General features: G+C 67.7%; 16 protein-coding genes. 10 read left to right on the top strand and 6 right to left on the bottom strand.

The window, feature by feature from the left end; all coding sequences use genetic code 11:
- Positions 1–60: 60 nt before the first annotated feature.
- On the top strand, positions 61–1803 hold the full coding sequence (locus tag AC07YH_RS11865; protein WP_494747189.1) for an N-acyl-D-amino-acid deacylase family protein: 1743 nt from the start codon (positions 61–63) through the stop codon (positions 1801–1803).
- Here AC07YH_RS11865 and AC07YH_RS11860 read toward each other — a convergent pair whose 3' ends face one another.
- From AC07YH_RS11860 to AC07YH_RS11840, 5 genes are all read right to left on the bottom strand, one after another.
- Positions 1804–2211: a YybH family protein gene (locus AC07YH_RS11860; protein ID WP_494747188.1), complete on the bottom strand. Its 408-nt coding sequence runs from the start codon at positions 2209–2211 to the stop codon at positions 1804–1806. It lies immediately after the preceding gene.
- A gap of 210 nt (positions 2212–2421) precedes the next feature.
- A complete protein-coding gene (locus tag AC07YH_RS11855; protein WP_494747187.1) occupies positions 2422–3123 on the bottom strand; it encodes a TPM domain-containing protein in 702 nt (233 codons plus the stop codon).
- A 1-nt stretch (position 3124) separates the two neighbouring features.
- Positions 3125–3907 (bottom strand): TPM domain-containing protein, encoded by a 783-nt coding sequence (locus AC07YH_RS11850; RefSeq protein WP_494747186.1) that lies wholly within the window; start codon positions 3905–3907, stop codon positions 3125–3127.
- A gap of 109 nt (positions 3908–4016) precedes the next feature.
- Entirely contained in the window at positions 4017–4652 is a 636-nt protein-coding gene (locus tag AC07YH_RS11845) for a LemA family protein (RefSeq protein ID WP_494747185.1), read from the bottom strand.
- A 135-nt stretch (positions 4653–4787) separates the two neighbouring features.
- Positions 4788–6095: an acyl-CoA dehydrogenase family protein gene (locus tag AC07YH_RS11840; RefSeq protein WP_494747184.1), complete on the bottom strand. Its 1308-nt coding sequence runs from the start codon at positions 6093–6095 to the stop codon at positions 4788–4790.
- 124 nt (positions 6096–6219) lie between these two features.
- Between AC07YH_RS11840 and AC07YH_RS11835 the strand changes: the two genes are divergently transcribed.
- Positions 6220–6642, top strand: a complete 423-nt coding sequence (locus tag AC07YH_RS11835; RefSeq protein ID WP_494747183.1) for a hypothetical protein — start codon at positions 6220–6222, stop codon at positions 6640–6642.
- Between the two features lie 4 nt (positions 6643–6646).
- Here AC07YH_RS11835 and AC07YH_RS11830 read toward each other — a convergent pair whose 3' ends face one another.
- A complete protein-coding gene (locus AC07YH_RS11830; protein ID WP_494747182.1) occupies positions 6647–7192 on the bottom strand; it encodes a dihydrofolate reductase family protein in 546 nt (181 codons plus the stop codon).
- Positions 7193–7526: 334 nt separating this feature from the next.
- Here AC07YH_RS11830 and AC07YH_RS11825 point away from each other — a divergent pair, with 334 nt between their 5' ends.
- From AC07YH_RS11825 to AC07YH_RS11790, 8 genes are all read left to right on the top strand, one after another.
- On the top strand, positions 7527–7865 hold the full coding sequence (locus AC07YH_RS11825) for a DUF8200 family protein (RefSeq protein ID WP_494747181.1): 339 nt from the start codon (positions 7527–7529) through the stop codon (positions 7863–7865).
- A gap of 154 nt (positions 7866–8019) precedes the next feature.
- Positions 8020–8259 (top strand): hotdog family protein, encoded by a 240-nt coding sequence (locus AC07YH_RS11820; RefSeq protein ID WP_494747180.1) that lies wholly within the window; start codon positions 8020–8022, stop codon positions 8257–8259.
- Positions 8260–8451: 192 nt separating this feature from the next.
- The gene (locus AC07YH_RS11815; protein WP_494747179.1) at positions 8452–9006 is read left to right on the top strand and encodes a F0F1 ATP synthase subunit delta; all 555 of its coding nucleotides are present in this window, start codon (positions 8452–8454) and stop codon (positions 9004–9006) included.
- A gap of 52 nt (positions 9007–9058) precedes the next feature.
- Positions 9059–10591 carry a F0F1 ATP synthase subunit alpha gene (gene atpA / locus AC07YH_RS11810; RefSeq protein WP_494623170.1) on the top strand — a complete coding sequence of 511 codons (1533 nt, stop codon included), beginning with the start codon at positions 9059–9061 and terminating at the stop codon, positions 10589–10591.
- 34 nt (positions 10592–10625) lie between these two features.
- Positions 10626–11501, top strand: coding sequence for a F0F1 ATP synthase subunit gamma (locus tag AC07YH_RS11805; protein ID WP_494747178.1), 876 nt, complete (start codon positions 10626–10628; stop codon positions 11499–11501).
- Between the two features lie 47 nt (positions 11502–11548).
- Positions 11549–13183 carry a F0F1 ATP synthase subunit beta gene (gene atpD / locus AC07YH_RS11800; protein WP_494747177.1) on the top strand — a complete coding sequence of 545 codons (1635 nt, stop codon included), beginning with the start codon at positions 11549–11551 and terminating at the stop codon, positions 13181–13183.
- The gene (locus tag AC07YH_RS11795; protein WP_494623164.1) at positions 13183–13434 is read left to right on the top strand and encodes a hypothetical protein; all 252 of its coding nucleotides are present in this window, start codon (positions 13183–13185) and stop codon (positions 13432–13434) included. Before atpD ends, AC07YH_RS11795 begins: the two co-directional genes overlap by 1 nt.
- The gene (locus tag AC07YH_RS11790) at positions 13434–13694 is read left to right on the top strand and encodes an ATP synthase F1 subunit epsilon (RefSeq protein WP_047412005.1); all 261 of its coding nucleotides are present in this window, start codon (positions 13434–13436) and stop codon (positions 13692–13694) included. Before AC07YH_RS11795 ends, AC07YH_RS11790 begins: the two co-directional genes overlap by 1 nt.
- Positions 13695–13815: the final 121 nt, after the last annotated feature.

Genomic DNA, 13815 nt, shown 5'->3' with positions numbered 1-13815 from the left:
TGACGCTGCATCGGCCCGGGCGGACCCTCGTGAACAACGATAACTCACGGGAGGAACGTCATGGCCCAGCGCGCCTATGACATGGTTCTGCGTGGAGGAACGGTCTTCGACGGGACCGGCGGGCCGGGCTTTGTCGCCGACGTCGGGGTCAAGGACGGCCTGATCGTCGCCATCGGTCCGAACCTGGCGGCCGGGGTCGAGGAGATCGATGCCCGAGGCCGGATCGTCACCCCGGGCTTCGTCGATATCCACACCCACTATGACGGCCAGGCGACCTGGGGCTCGGCGATGACGCCCAGCTCGGGCCATGGCGTCACCACGGTGGTCATGGGCAATTGCGGCGTCGGCTTCGCGCCGTGTCGGCCGCAGGACCACGACCGCCTGATCCGGCTGATGGAGGGCGTCGAGGACATCCCGTTCCCGGTGCTGACCGAGGGCCTGCCCTGGGCCTGGGAGAGCTTCCCCGACTATCTCGACTTTCTCGGCGGCCGCGCCTTCGACGTCGATATCGGCGCCCAGCTGCCGCACGCGGCCTTGCGGGTCTATGTGATGGGCGAGCGCGGCGCGAACCGCGAGCCGGCCACGCAGGCCGACATCGCCGCCATGGCCGCCATCGCCCAGCGGGCGGCCGAGGCCGGGGCGCTGGGCTTCTCGACCTCGCGCACCCTCAATCACCGGACCAGCGACGGCCAGCCGACCCCGACCCTGACGGCCGGCGAGGACGAGCTGACCGGCATCGCCTTAGGGTTGGCCGCCGCGGGCAAGGGCGTGCTGCAACTGGTCTCGGACTTCGCGGACGGCGCGGCGGAGCTGGCCATGCTGCGCCGGATCGTCGAGCGCTCGGGCCGGCCGCTGTCGTTCTCGCTGGTCCAGAGCCCCAAGGCGCCCGAGGGCTGGAAGGCGATGCTGGCGGGCCTGTCGGCCGCCGTCGACGCCGGCCTGCCGATGAAGGCCCAGGTCTGCGGCCGTCCGGTCGGGGTGCTGTTCGGCCTGGAGCTGACGCTCAACCCCTTCAGCCAGAACCCGGTCTTCGCCGAGCTCAAGGACCGGCCGCTGGCGGAGAAGGTCGCGGCCTTGGGTGATCCCGACATCCGCGCCCGCCTCTTCGCCCACGACGAGGCCGCCAAGGGCCCGTTCGCCGGCAGCGCCCTGCGAGCCTGGGACAACCTCTTCCCGATGGGCGCGGACCCGGACTACGAGCCGACGGCCGACAGGACGGTGGCCGCGATCGCCGCGCGCGAGGGCCGTGAGCCGGCCGTGGTGGCGCTGGACGCCCTGCTGGCGAACGACGGGCGCGGCATGCTCTACCACCCGTTCCTGAACTATGCCGACGGCTCGCTGGGCCCCAGCTTCCACATGCTGACCCACCGCGACACCGTGCCGGGCCTGTCGGACGGCGGGGCGCATGTCGGCATGATCTGCGACGGCAGCTTCCCGACCAGCAACCTGGTCCACTGGACCCGCGACCGCACGCGCGGGCCGAAGATCGCGCTGGAGACCATGATCGCCCGCCAGACCCGCGACACGGCCGCCGCCGTCGGCCTGCTGGATCGCGGTCTGATCGCGCCCGGCTATCGCGCCGACCTCAACGTCATCGACTATGCGGGCCTGCGCCTGGAGGCTCCGCGCGTGGCCTACGACCTGCCGGCCGGCGGGCGGCGGTTGGTGCAGAGGGCGCACGGCTATGTCGCCACCATCGTCGCGGGCGTCGTCACCCAGCGCGATGGCGAGCCGACGGGAGCGTTGCCAGGGCGGCTTGTGCGTGGGGCGCAGGCCGCCCCGATGGCCCTGGCGGCGGAGTAGCTACTCCACCGGCGGCTTCACCAGCGGGTCGGCATGGCGGTGGATCAGCCGCCAGGCGCCGTCCTCGTGGCGGAACAGTTCGGTGATCCGCAGGTGCATCTCGACCGGCTCGTCCTGGCCGCTCAGCCGGACCTTGGCGTGCTGCAGGCCGGTCCAGTAGCCGAGGTCGCCGGCGCTGTCGCTGTGCAGGATCTCCAGCGTCGTCTCGCCGCCCTCGCCGAACGCTTCGGCGTCGCGGCCATAGATGTTGGCCACCCACTCGGCGCCGACCTCGTGCCCGCCGCGCGGCGGGAAGAAGCTGGCGGGGCAGGCGGTGGCGGCCAGCTGATCCAGCGGCCCGGCCTGACCGTTCACATAGGCCTGGGCGGCCTGGCGACGGATGTCCAGGAAGGTGTCGAAATCAGTCATGGCGGCTCTCCGGCTTCACCATGGAAAAGCGCGCGAGGCGGCTTAGGTTTCCCGGCGACGAAGCGCGAAAGGCGCCAGGACCCTCCGCCGATCACGCGCCATCTCAGGTCGGGCCTGATCGCCGCCTGAAGAGGGCGGTGAGGCCCTCCTCGGCGAAGTAAGCGAGGGCCTCGACCGTGATCTCCATCATGAGCTCGGCCAGGAACTGCATCAGTGCTTCGTCAGGATGGTGAGGCCATCGGGCAGTTCGTTGCGGTCGTCGGGGCGAGGCGGGACGTGGGCGGCCAGGATGGTTCCGGTCCGGGCCACGGCGGCGACGAAGCCGTCGGCGATGCGGCCGGCCTTGAGGCCGGCGACCAGGTCGGCGACGACCTCGTCCCAGGCCGTGTTGGGCGCGGCGGCGTAGATGCCCTCGTCGGCGATGACCTCGACCCGGTGCTCGGCCAGGGCGGCGAAGATCAAGACGCCCGTGCGATCACGGGTGACGTGCAGGCCGTGGCTGAGGAACTGCTCCATGGCCGCGCGGCGCACCCGGGCCTTCTTCAGCGAATTGGGGGTCAGGGCGCGACGGATCGGCGGGATCGAGGCGACCAGGGCCGCCGCCACGAACACCACCAGCTGCAGGGCGATATAGGTCGAGAGCGCCGACAGGATCGCCCCGTCCAGGGCGGCGTGGTGGCCGATGCTCCAACCGCCGAACAGGTGGGTCAGCATCTCGGGCCGGAAGCCCGCCAGCAGCGCGCCGGCCGGCAGCACCAGGGCCGCGAGCGCCGCCCAGGCCAAGGGCGTCTCGCGATAGTCCGACACCTCCGGCGCCAGGACGCAGAAGATCTCGCCGGCGGTGGTCTTCTCGGCCTGGGCCACCGCGCCGGCGATGCGGTCGAGGTCCTGCGGGGTCATGCGTTGCGCCATCTCACCAGCTCCCCGAACTGCCGCCGCCGCCGAACGATCCGCCGCCGCCGGAGAAGCCGCCGCCTCCGCCTGAGTCGCCGCCGCCGCTCCAGCCGCCCCCGCCCCGGCCGCTGTTGTTCAGCGCGCCCAGGATGATCCACGGCAGCGCCTCGCCCAGGCCGCCACGGCGATTGCGCCGGCCCTGGAGCATGCCGCCGAGCACGAAGACGATGAACATCAGGATCAGGGCGCCGGTGATCAGCGAGCCTGGTCCCTGCTCCCGCTGAGGCTGACTGGCCTGCGCGATGCGGACCTTGGCCTGGTCGGCGGGCAGGCTGAGCTGCTCGACCAGGGCGTTGGTTCCCGCGACGATGCCGCCTTCCATGTCGCCGTCGCGGAACTTCGGCAGGATGGCGCTCTGGATGATGACGCTGGACAGGGCGTCGGTCAGGACGGGTTCCAGGCCATAGCCGACCTCGATCCGCACCTTCCGGTCGTTGGGCGCGACCAGCAGGATCGCGCCGGTGTTCTTGTCCTTCTCGCCGATGCCCCAGGTCCGGCCCAGCTGGTAGCCGTAGTCCTCGATTGGATAGCCATCCAGGCTCGGGACCGTGGCCACGACCAGCTGGCGGCCGGTCGTGGTCTCGAGGTTTTCCAGCTTGGCCGTCAGGTCGCGCTCGACGTCCGGTGACAGGATCTGGGCGTCATCGACCACCCGCCCGGTCAGGGGCGGGAACTTCGGCGCGGCGAAGGCGGGGAAAGCCACCGTCATCGCCAGGACCAGAGCCACCAAGAACCCGCTCATTCCCGCGAAAGCGGGAACCCAAGCGGATTTGGCAACGGCGACGCCGCGCGAAACCGTCAGGCTCGGCTTGGGTCCCCGCTTTCGCGGGGATGAGCGGAATGGGGACAAGTTACTGGACCTTCGGCGGCGTGGCCGTGGGAGGCGCGCTGAAGTCCACCGTCGGAGCGCTCTGGGCGGCGGCCGTGGCCTGGAACAGCTGGGCCGGCTTCTGGCCGCTGTACATCGTCTTGGCCCAGAACACGCTGGGGAAGGTCCGCAGGGTGGTGTTGTAGGTCTGGGCCGCCCCGTTGTAGTCGCGGCGCGCGATGGTGATGCGGTTCTCGGTGCCTTCCAGCTGGCTCTGCAGGGCCAGGAAGTTCTGGTTCGACTTCAGGTCCGGATACTGCTCCTGGATCATCATCAGGCGGCCCAGCACGCCCGACAGCTTGTCCTGGGCGGCGGCGTATTGCTGGAACTGGGCCGGGTCGGCGATGGTCGAGGCGTCGACCTTGACCTGGGTGGCGCTGGCGCGGGCCTGGGTGACCTCGACCAGCACGCTCTTTTCCTGGGCGGCGTAGCCCTTCACCGTGGCCACCAGGTTCGGGATCAGGTCGGCGCGGCGCTGGTACTGGTTCTGCACCTCGGCCCAGGCGGCCTTCGTGGCCTCGTCCTGGGTGGGGATGGTGTTGATCCCGCAGCCGGCCAGGGTCGCGGGGATGGCGACGATCAGGGCCACGCGGGCAGCGTTGCGGACGAAACGGTTCAAGGCATCCCTCCACGAGAGCCTGCCCGCTTCGTAAGAAGCGGATCAGCAGGCTCGTCCAAGCAAAAATGCGAACATGTATGCTCGCGTATCGCTGTTAGATAGCGAGCCTAGCGTTACACGCGAGAGGGCGACAGGTTAAACCTTGTCCATGTCGGCGAAGGCCTTCTTGCGCGGCCCCATGTAGCCGAACAGCCAGGCGGCGACCTTGCGCATCTGGATTTCCTCGCTGCCCTCGGTGATCCGATAGCGGCGGTGGTGGCGGTAGATGTGCTCGAACGGCTTGTGGCGGGAATAGCCGATGCCGCCGTGGATCTGCATGGCCCGGTCGGCGGCCTCGCAGCACAGCCGGTTAGCCCAGTAGTTGCACATCGACACTTTGTCGGAGAGGCGCTTCTCGACCTCGACCTTGGACATCTGGTCCATGTCCCAGGCGGTCTTGCGGATCAGCAGGCGCAGCATCTCGGCCTGGGTGGACAGCTCGACGATCGGGAACTGGATGGCCTGGTTCTCGGCCAGAGCCTTGCCGAACGGCTTGCGCGCGCGTGCGTACGCGATGCTTTCTTCTATGCAGAACACCGCCGCGCCCAGGCTGGAGGCCGCCTGGCGGATGCGGTTCTCGTGCACGAAGTGCTGGGCCAGGGCCAGGCCGCCGCCCTCGGGGCCGAACATCGCGCTCTCCGGCACCCAGACATTGGTGAAGCTGACCCGAGGGTGGTCGGTCGGCATGTTGAAGGTCCAGAGGTACTCCTCGATCTTCACGCCGGGGGCATGGGCCGGGACCAGCAGGGCGGTGATGCCGCGCGCGTCGCCGTCCTCGCCGCTGGTGCGGGCGAACAGGCAGCAATGCGTGGCCGCGTGCATGCCGGTGGTCCACATCTTCTCGCCGTTGATCCGCCAGCCGGCCTCGCCCTTGTGCTCCTCGCGGACGGCGCGGGTTTCCATGAAGGTGGCGTCCGACCCATGCTCGGGCTCCGTCAGGCCGAAGGTCGGGCGGAAGGCGCCCTTGTCCAGCATGTCGGTGATCAGGTGCTGCTGGTCGGGCCGGCCGAAGTCGCGGATCATCAGCACGAACGGATTGTTGCCGACGATCGAGTGCTCGTTCTGCAGGTCGTTGAACAGGCCCAGGCCCTTGGACGCCAGGTGTTCGCGGATCACCGCCATCCAGAGGTTGGAGCCGTCCTGGCCGCCATATTCTTTCGGCAGGGCGAAGCGGTAGTGGCCGGCCTGGTCGGCCAGCTTGCGGGCCTTGGCCAGCAGCTCTTCCCACTCGTGCTTGGGCAGGCCGCCGCCGTCCCAGTCGGTGCGGGCCCATTCGCGGCGGTGGTCAAAGAAGCGCTCGTTGTCGTCGCGCGCCTGCAAGGGCGCGATTTCGCGATCGATGAAGGCGTCGAGCTCGCCCAGATAGGCGGTCAACGCCTGCGGCAGTTGGAAGTCCATGGCCAAGCCTCCCTCGCGCTCATCTTATGGTTTTGAAGCACTAAAGCGCGGCGACGGGTCGCAGCCAACCGTGCCCCTGCGGAACGAACTTTAACCGCTCTTTGACCGGACCGAGACTAGGGTTTCCGCCATGATCACCATGGCCGCCTTCGCGATCATCGGGGCCGCGCTCGGACTGTTCGTCCGGCCGCGGTGGCTGGGCGTGCTCCTGCCGATCGCCCTGGCCGTGCTGGTCGAGGGTGGGGCCCGCTGGGCCCTCGGGGTCATGGAGCACCAGACCAACCGCGAGGTGCTGGTCATGCGCGTCGAGGCGATCTTCGGCGAAACCTGGATCGATGCGGCCGGCCCGATCGCCGCCGCCGTCATCGGTTCGGTGGTGGCCGCGGTGCTGGGCGCCTTCACCGATCCCAAGACGGTCACGGTGTTCAGCGCCGAAGGCATCGAGCGTCGCGTCGGCAAGGACGGCCGCTACGCCCGCGCCCAGGGCATGGTCGAGGACCGCGCCATCCACGCCAAGGCCGAAAGCCGGATCGACCAAATCCTGGGGCTTTAAGCATTCAAGCCGGAACGTAGGTCAGCCTAAAGGCGTCCTCCGGGACCGCCTCGCTGGCGATCAGCCGTAGCGGCGGCCGCGTCCGGGCGAAGTAGGGCTTGCCGCCGCCGAGGACGAAGGGGCGGAGATAGAGCCGGTACTCGTCCAGCAGGCCAAGATCGGTGAGGCTCGCGGCCAGCTCCGGGCCGGCGACGTCGATCTCGCCCTCGTGCTCGGCCTTCAGGCGGCGGACGAAGCTCCCGACATCATCGGAGACCAGCGTCGCGTTCGGACCGACCGCCTTCAGCGTGGTCGACACCACCCATTTGGGCTGGGCCCGCCAGGCATCGGCATAGTCGCGGGCGATGTCGTTCCAGTCGGGCTTATCCTCCTCCCAGTAGCGCATCATCTCGTAGATGCGGCGGCCGTAGAGGCAGCCGGCCAGGCCGCGGACATGGTCGTTGAAGTGCTGGTGCAGGGCGGGGCCGGGCATCGCGATTTGCGGTCCGCCCTCGACGCCGTCCACATAGCCGTCGAGCGATTGCATCATCCCGAAGACGAGCTTGGCCATGGTCGGGCTCCCGGTTGCGTCGGCCGCGCACCGTCCCGCAAATCGCCGCGTCCGTGAAGCCGGACCTCGCCGTTTCCGCGCCGGCCTCGCCGCGTTTCGTCAGGAAACCCCGTTTTCCGAAAAATCGGTGCGCGTGCGAAATTCCGCTTGCGCAATTTCTTATCACTGATATCTAAGCAATGCTTAGTTCGGACCCGAAGCACCGGTGGGGATACCGGCGCGACCAACCTTAGCTGGGGTGACCCAGAGGGGTTGGCAAGGTCCGGGCGGCCAGTACCGCGTCTCACCGATCAACGATCTGACCGCAACTTCCCCAATGCCGGAGGGCTTTCGCATGAAGCTCCGTTCCCTGGCGGCCGTCGCCGCCCTCACCACCGTCATGTTCGCGGGTTCGGCCTTCGCCGACGGCCGCATCGCCGCCGCCCTCGACGCCCCCGTGGCCGCCAAGACCAAGGTCGTGGCCGGCGGCGCCGTTTTCGTCTGCGAGGGCGCCGAGTGCGTCTCGACCCAAGCCCCCTCGCGGGCACTCACCGCGGTCGCCTGCAAGGCGCTCGCCAAGGAAGTGGGTCGCGTCGCGGCCTTCGGCGGCGAAACCAAGTCGCTGGACGCCGATGACCTGACCCGCTGCAACGCCTCGGCCAAGGGCGGTTCGTCCCTGGCCTCGGCTAAGTAAGAACACGTACTGCGCTTTATCTGAGTACCAGACGCGTTGTGGGTCGCCGTTTCTCCGGCCCGGTCTGGCTGTTTCCTCGAGCATTCGCCTTGAAGGGCGGCGGAAACCCTCCGCCGCCCCTTTTCTTTTCCGGAACCGTGATTAGTTGACGGATATGGACACGAGCTTGGCCGCCCAGCTGGAAACCGTTCTGCGCAAGGCCGCGGGCGAGGGGACGGCCCTGGCCTCGATGACCGTGGACTATGCCGGCGAGGCCGGCGACGCGGCCCTGGAGCCCAAGGGCTGGGTCGAGCGGGCCACCCGCAGCCTGGTGTTCGCCCAGGGCGAACTGCGGCGCGCCGACGGCGCTTTGGCGGCTTCGGCGTCGGCCGTGTTCCGTCGCGCCGCGGACTGATCGTTCGAACCTGCCGCGCCCCTTTGGTTGCGACTGCGAAAGGCCCGTGTTATCAGGCGCGCGGCTTCGGACAGGGCGGCGCGGACGCGTCGGCCGTCCATGTGCTTTTCATAAGCGCGCTCAAGCCTTTAAGTCGCGATAAGGGGTAACCTTCCTATTCGCGGCCATTGCAACGCACCGGGCGGATACCAAGTGGCGGACGAAACCAAGGCGACGGATGCGGGTCAGCGCTATGCGCAGTCCCTCTTCGAACTGACGATCGAGAACGGCAATCTGGCCAAGGTCGAGGCCGACCTTAAGAGCCTGAAGGCGATGGTCGCCGACAGCGCCGACCTGCGCCGCCTGATCGCCTCGCCCGCTTTCTCGGCCGAGGACAAGGGCAAGGGTCTCGTCGCCGTGGCCGTCAAGGCCAAGTTCGACATGCTGACCACGAAGTTCCTGGGCCTGGTGGCCTCGAACGGCCGCACCGGCGACCTGATGGGCGCCATCTCGGCCTTCTCCGAACTGTCGGCCAAGCACCGCGGCGTCGTCACCGCCGAGGTCGTCTCGGCGACCGCCCTGTCGGCTGCCCAGCTGAAGGGCGTGCAAACCGCCCTGGCTGAAGCGCTCGGCAAGACCCCCGAAGTTTCCACGCGCGTCGATCCGTCCCTGCTGGGCGGTCTGAAGGTGCGCGTCGGTTCGCGTCTCTTCGACGCTTCGCTCCGTTCGAAGCTCGATTCCCTGAAATTCGCCCTGAAGCGCGCTTAAGCCTTTAATTAAGCGCCTCGAAAAAAATTAGATCGCAGAGAGCCCAGAAACCATGGACATCCGCGCCGCCGAAATTTCGGCCATCCTCAAGTCGCAGATCGCCAACTTCGGCGAAGAAGCCGCCGTCTCGGACGTCGGCCAGGTGCTGTCCGTCGGTGACGGCATCGCCCGCATCTACGGCCTGGACAACGTCCAAGCCGGCGAGATGCTGGAATTCCCGAAGGCCGGCGTGAAGGGCATGGCCCTGAACCTCGAGCGCGACAATGTCGGCGCCGTGATCTTCGGCGCTGACGCCGAGATCAAGGAAGGCGACGAAGTCCGTCGCCTCGGCGAGATCGTCGACGTGCCGGTCGGCCGTGGCCTGCTGGGCCGCGTCGTCAACCCGCTGGGCGAGCCGATCGACGGCAAGGGCCCGATCCAATACACCGAGCGTCGCCGCGTCGACGTGAAGGCTCCGGGCATCATCCCGCGCAAGTCGGTGCACGAGCCCGTGCAGACCGGCCTGAAGTCGATCGACACCCTGATCCCGGTCGGCCGTGGCCAGCGCGAGCTGATCATCGGTGACCGTCAGACCGGCAAGACCGCCGTCGCCATCGACACCATCCTGAACCAGAAGGCCGTCAACGCCGGCAAGGACGAGAGCGCCAAGCTCTACTGCGTCTACGTCGCCATCGGCCAGAAGCGCTCGACCGTCGCCCAGATCGTCAAGACCCTGGAAGAGCACGGCGCCCTGGAATACACGATCGTGGTCGTCGCCTCGGCCTCGGAGCCGGCCCCGCTGCAATACATCGCGCCGTTCTCGGGCTGCGCCATGGGCGAGTGGTTCCGCGACAACGGCCTGCACGGCCTGATCATCTATGACGATCTGTCCAAGCAAGCCGTCGCCTACCGCCAGATGTCGCTGCTGCTGCGCCGCCCGCCGGGCCGCGAAGCCTATCCGGGCGACGTGTTCTACCTGCACTCGCGCCTGCTGGAACGCGCCGCGAAGCTGAACGAAGACAACGGTTCGGGCTCGCTGACGGCGCTGCCGATCATCGAAACCCAGGCCAACGACGTGTCGGCCTACATCCCGACCAACGTGATCTCGATCACCGACGGTCAGATCTTCCTGGAAACCGACCTGTTCTACCAGGGCATCCGCCCGGCCGTGAACGTCGGCATCTCGGTGTCGCGCGTCGGTTCGTCGGCCCAGATCAAGGCCATGAAGCAAGTCGCCGGTCCGATTAAGGGCGAACTGGCCCAGTATCGTGAAATGGCCGCCTTCGCGAAGTTCGGCTCGGACCTGGACGCCTCGACCCAGAAGATGCTGGCTCGCGGCGAGCGCCTGACCGAGCTGCTGAAGCAGCCGCAATATTCGCCGCAATCGGTCGAAGAGCAGGTCTGCGTGATCTACGCCGGCACGCGCGGCTATCTGGACAAGATCCCGACCTCGTCGGTCCGTCGCTTCGAGACCGAGCTGCTGGCTCGCCTCCACAGCGCTCACAAGGACCTGCTGGACGGCATCCGCACCAAGAAGGCCCTCGACAAGGACCTGGAGAACACGCTGAAGAGCGCGCTCGACAGCTTCTCGGCGACCTTCGCCTAAGTCCCTCGGAACCGCTCGGAGAGAGTAGCGCCGAATGGCCAGCTTGAAGGAAATGCGCAATCGGATCTCGAGCGTCAAAGCGACGCAAAAGATCACGAAAGCGATGCAGATGGTGGCAGCCGCCAAGCTGCGCCGGAGCCAGGACGCGGCTGAAGCCGCCCGTCCCTATGCTCGGCGCCTGGCTTCGGTCATCGCCAATCTCGCGGCCGGCGTGTCGGGCGACGGGGCTCCGGCCCTGCTGACCGGCACCGGTCGCGACGACCGCCACCTGATCGTCGTCGCGGCGGCCGATCGCGGCCTTGCCGGCGGCTTCACCTCGTCGATCGTGCGGGCCGCGCGCCAGCACATCGACGGCCTGATCGCCCAGGGCAAGGACGTCAAGATCGTCTGCGTCGGCAAGAAGGTCTCCTCGCAGCTGCGTCGCCCGTACGGCGACAAGGTTGTCGAGAACTTCGACCTGTCGGCCTACCGCCAGTTCACCCTGTCGGTCGCCCAGCCGATCGCCGACGTCGTCACGCGCCTCTACGAGGCCGGCGACATCGACGTGGTCACGCTGTTCTACAGCCGCTTCAAGTCGGTGGTCATCCAGACCCCGACGGCGCTGCAGCTGATTCCGGCGACCGTCGAAGGCGTCGAAGCCCCGACCGGTCCGACGGCGGTCTACGAGTACGAGCCCTCGGAAGAGGCCATCCTCGAGACCCTGTTGCCGCGCAACCTGACGGTTCAGATCCTGTCTGCCCTGCTGGACAACATGGCCGGCTTCTACGCCAGCCAGATGACCGCCATGGACAACGCCACGCGCAACGCCGGCGACATGATCAAGCGCTACACCCTCGAGTATAACCGTTCCCGCCAGGCCCAGATCACCAAAGAGCTGATCGAGATCATCTCCGGCGCAGAAGCCGTCTGATCTAGCCTAACGACACAAGCACGCAGAGATCGAAAGACCCGCACGCCATGGCCAAGACCCCCGCTGAAAAGCCGGCCGCCGCCGCCGCCAAGAAGCCCGCCGCCCCCAAGGCCGCCGCTGCTCCGAAGGCTGCCGCCGCGACCAAGGCTCCCGCCGCCGCCGCTGCCGCTCCCAAGGCTCCGGCCGCCAAGAAGCCGGCTGCCCCCAAGGCCGCCGCGCCCAAGGCTCCGACCACCAACCTGGAAGGCGCCACCGGCCGCCTCGTCCAGATCATCGGCGCCGTCGTCGACATCGAGTTCGACGGCGCTCTGCCGGCGATCCTGAACGCCGTCGAGACCACCAACACCGCCACCGGCCAGCGCCTGGTGTTCGAAGTCGCCCAGCACCTGGGCCAGAACACCGTCCGCGCCATCGCCATGGACGCCACCGAAGGTCTGGTCCGTGGCCAGCCCGTCCGTGACACCGGCGAGTCGATCCGCGTTCCGGTCGGTCCGGGCACGCTGGGCCGCATCATGAACGTCATCGGCGAGCCGATCGACGAGCAGGGCCCGATCCAGTCGGACCTGTCGCGCCCGATCCACCGCGACGCCCCGACCTTCGCCGAGCAGACCAACACCGCTGAAGTGCTGGTCACGGGCATCAAGGTCATCGACCTGATGTGCCCCTACACCAAGGGCGGCAAGATCGGCCTGTTCGGCGGCGCCGGCGTCGGCAAGACCGTGACGATGCAGGAACTGATCAACAACATCGCCAAGGCTTACGGCGGTTACTCGGTTCTGGCCGGCGTGGGTGAACGCACCCGCGAAGGCAACGACCTCTATCACGAGATGATCGAGTCGAACGTCAACGTCGACCCGAAGGCCAACAACGGCTCGACCGAAGGCTCGCGCTGCGCCCTGGTCTACGGCCAGATGAACGAACCCCCGGGCGCCCGCGCCCGCGTCGCCCTGACCGGCCTGTCGATCGCGGAATACTTCCGTGACGAAGAAGGCAAGGACGTGCTGCTGTTCGTCGACAACATCTTCCGCTTCACCCAAGCCGGCGCCGAAGTGTCGGCTCTGCTGGGCCGCATCCCCTCGGCCGTGGGCTATCAGCCCACCCTGGCCACCGAGATGGGCAACCTGCAGGAGCGCATCACCTCGACGAACAAGGGTTCGATCACCTCGGTCCAGGCCATTTACGTCCCGGCCGATGACTTGACCGACCCGGCGCCCGCCGCCTCGTTCGCCCACTTGGACGCCACCACCGTTCTGTCGCGTGACATCGCGGCCCAGGCCATCTTCCCGGCCGTCGATCCGCTGGACTCGACCTCGCGGATCATGGACCCGCTGGTCATCGGCGAAGAGCACTACAACGTCGCCCGCTCGGTCCAGGAAGTCCTGCAGCAGTACAAGTCGCTGAAGGACATCATCGCCATCCTGGGCATGGACGAGCTGTCGGAAGACGACAAGCTGGTCGTGTCGCGCGCTCGCAAGATCTCGCGCTTCCTGAGCCAGCCGTTCCACGTCGCCGAGCAGTTCACCAACACGCCGGGCGCCTTCGTCCAGCTGAAGGACACGATCCGCTCGTTCAAGGGCATCGTGGACGGTGAGTACGACCACCTGCCGGAAGGCGCCTTCTACATGGTCGGCGCCATCGAGGAAGCCGTGGCCAAGGCCGAAAAGATGGCGGCGGAAGCCTAATGACCGAAGACGCCGATCTGGGCCAATTCTGCTGCGAGGAACTGGCGGAAGCGGTGTCTCCGGACACCAACGCCGGTCTCATCGAGCATGACAGCGGCCTGATCCTGCTGAATCTCGGCGAGCGGGAAGAAGAGGGCGAGACCGGCTTGATGCTGGCCACGATCCACTTCTGCCCGTTCTGCGGGACCGAGATTCAGACCGACGAAGACATCGAGGCCGCCCTGGGCGACGTCGAGGAGACCTTCAACTGATGGCCAAGCTGCACTTCTCTCTGGTCGCCCCCGAGCGCGAACTGTTCTCCGGCGACGTGGACCTGGTCCAGGCTCCGGGCACGGAAGGCGACTTCGGCGTCCTGGCCGGCCACGCCCCGTTCATGACCACCCTGCGCGAAGGCAAGGTGACCGTGAAGGACGGCGCGACGACCAAGGTGTTCGACATCCAAGGCGGTTTCGCCGACGTCGGTCCGGACGGCCTGACGATCCTGGCCGAACACGCCGTCGAAGCGGCCTAAGCCGTTCGCATGTACGTACTCGAAACGCCCTCGGTCCCCCGGATCGGGGGCGTTTTCGTGTCCGGAGCAACCATGCGTCGTGTCACGAGTGGAAAAATTACACTTGTGGCCTAATCTTGGT

Source organism: Caulobacter sp. GW456-12-1-14-TSB4 (genome assembly GCF_059424195.1).
Note: the sequence above shows the minus strand (reverse complement) of the source record. Positions and strands in the feature narration are given on the sequence as shown.

What these genes read in the sequence shown, in the direction of transcription:
- AC07YH_RS11865 (WP_494747189.1), top strand. Translation starts at nt 61, where the DNA reads ATGGCCCAGCGCGCCTATGACATGGTTCTGCGTGGAGGAACGGTCTTC.
- AC07YH_RS11860 (WP_494747188.1), bottom strand. Translation starts at nt 2,211, where the DNA reads ATGACTGATTTCGACACCTTCCTGGACATCCGTCGCCAGGCCGCCCAG.
- AC07YH_RS11855 (WP_494747187.1), bottom strand. Translation starts at nt 3,123, where the DNA reads ATGGCGCAACGCATGACCCCGCAGGACCTCGACCGCATCGCCGGCGCG.
- AC07YH_RS11850 (WP_494747186.1), bottom strand. Translation starts at nt 3,907, where the DNA reads ATGAGCGGGTTCTTGGTGGCTCTGGTCCTGGCGATGACGGTGGCTTTC.
- AC07YH_RS11835 (WP_494747183.1), top strand. Translation starts at nt 6,220, where the DNA reads ATGATCACCATGGCCGCCTTCGCGATCATCGGGGCCGCGCTCGGACTG.
- AC07YH_RS11830 (WP_494747182.1), bottom strand. Translation starts at nt 7,192, where the DNA reads ATGGCCAAGCTCGTCTTCGGGATGATGCAATCGCTCGACGGCTATGTG.
- AC07YH_RS11825 (WP_494747181.1), top strand. Translation starts at nt 7,527, where the DNA reads ATGAAGCTCCGTTCCCTGGCGGCCGTCGCCGCCCTCACCACCGTCATG.
- AC07YH_RS11820 (WP_494747180.1), top strand. Translation starts at nt 8,020, where the DNA reads ATGGACACGAGCTTGGCCGCCCAGCTGGAAACCGTTCTGCGCAAGGCC.
- atpA (WP_494623170.1), top strand. Translation starts at nt 9,059, where the DNA reads ATGGACATCCGCGCCGCCGAAATTTCGGCCATCCTCAAGTCGCAGATC.
- AC07YH_RS11805 (WP_494747178.1), top strand. Translation starts at nt 10,626, where the DNA reads ATGGCCAGCTTGAAGGAAATGCGCAATCGGATCTCGAGCGTCAAAGCG.
- atpD (WP_494747177.1), top strand. Translation starts at nt 11,549, where the DNA reads ATGGCCAAGACCCCCGCTGAAAAGCCGGCCGCCGCCGCCGCCAAGAAG.
- AC07YH_RS11795 (WP_494623164.1), top strand. Translation starts at nt 13,183, where the DNA reads ATGACCGAAGACGCCGATCTGGGCCAATTCTGCTGCGAGGAACTGGCG.
- AC07YH_RS11790 (WP_047412005.1), top strand. Translation starts at nt 13,434, where the DNA reads ATGGCCAAGCTGCACTTCTCTCTGGTCGCCCCCGAGCGCGAACTGTTC.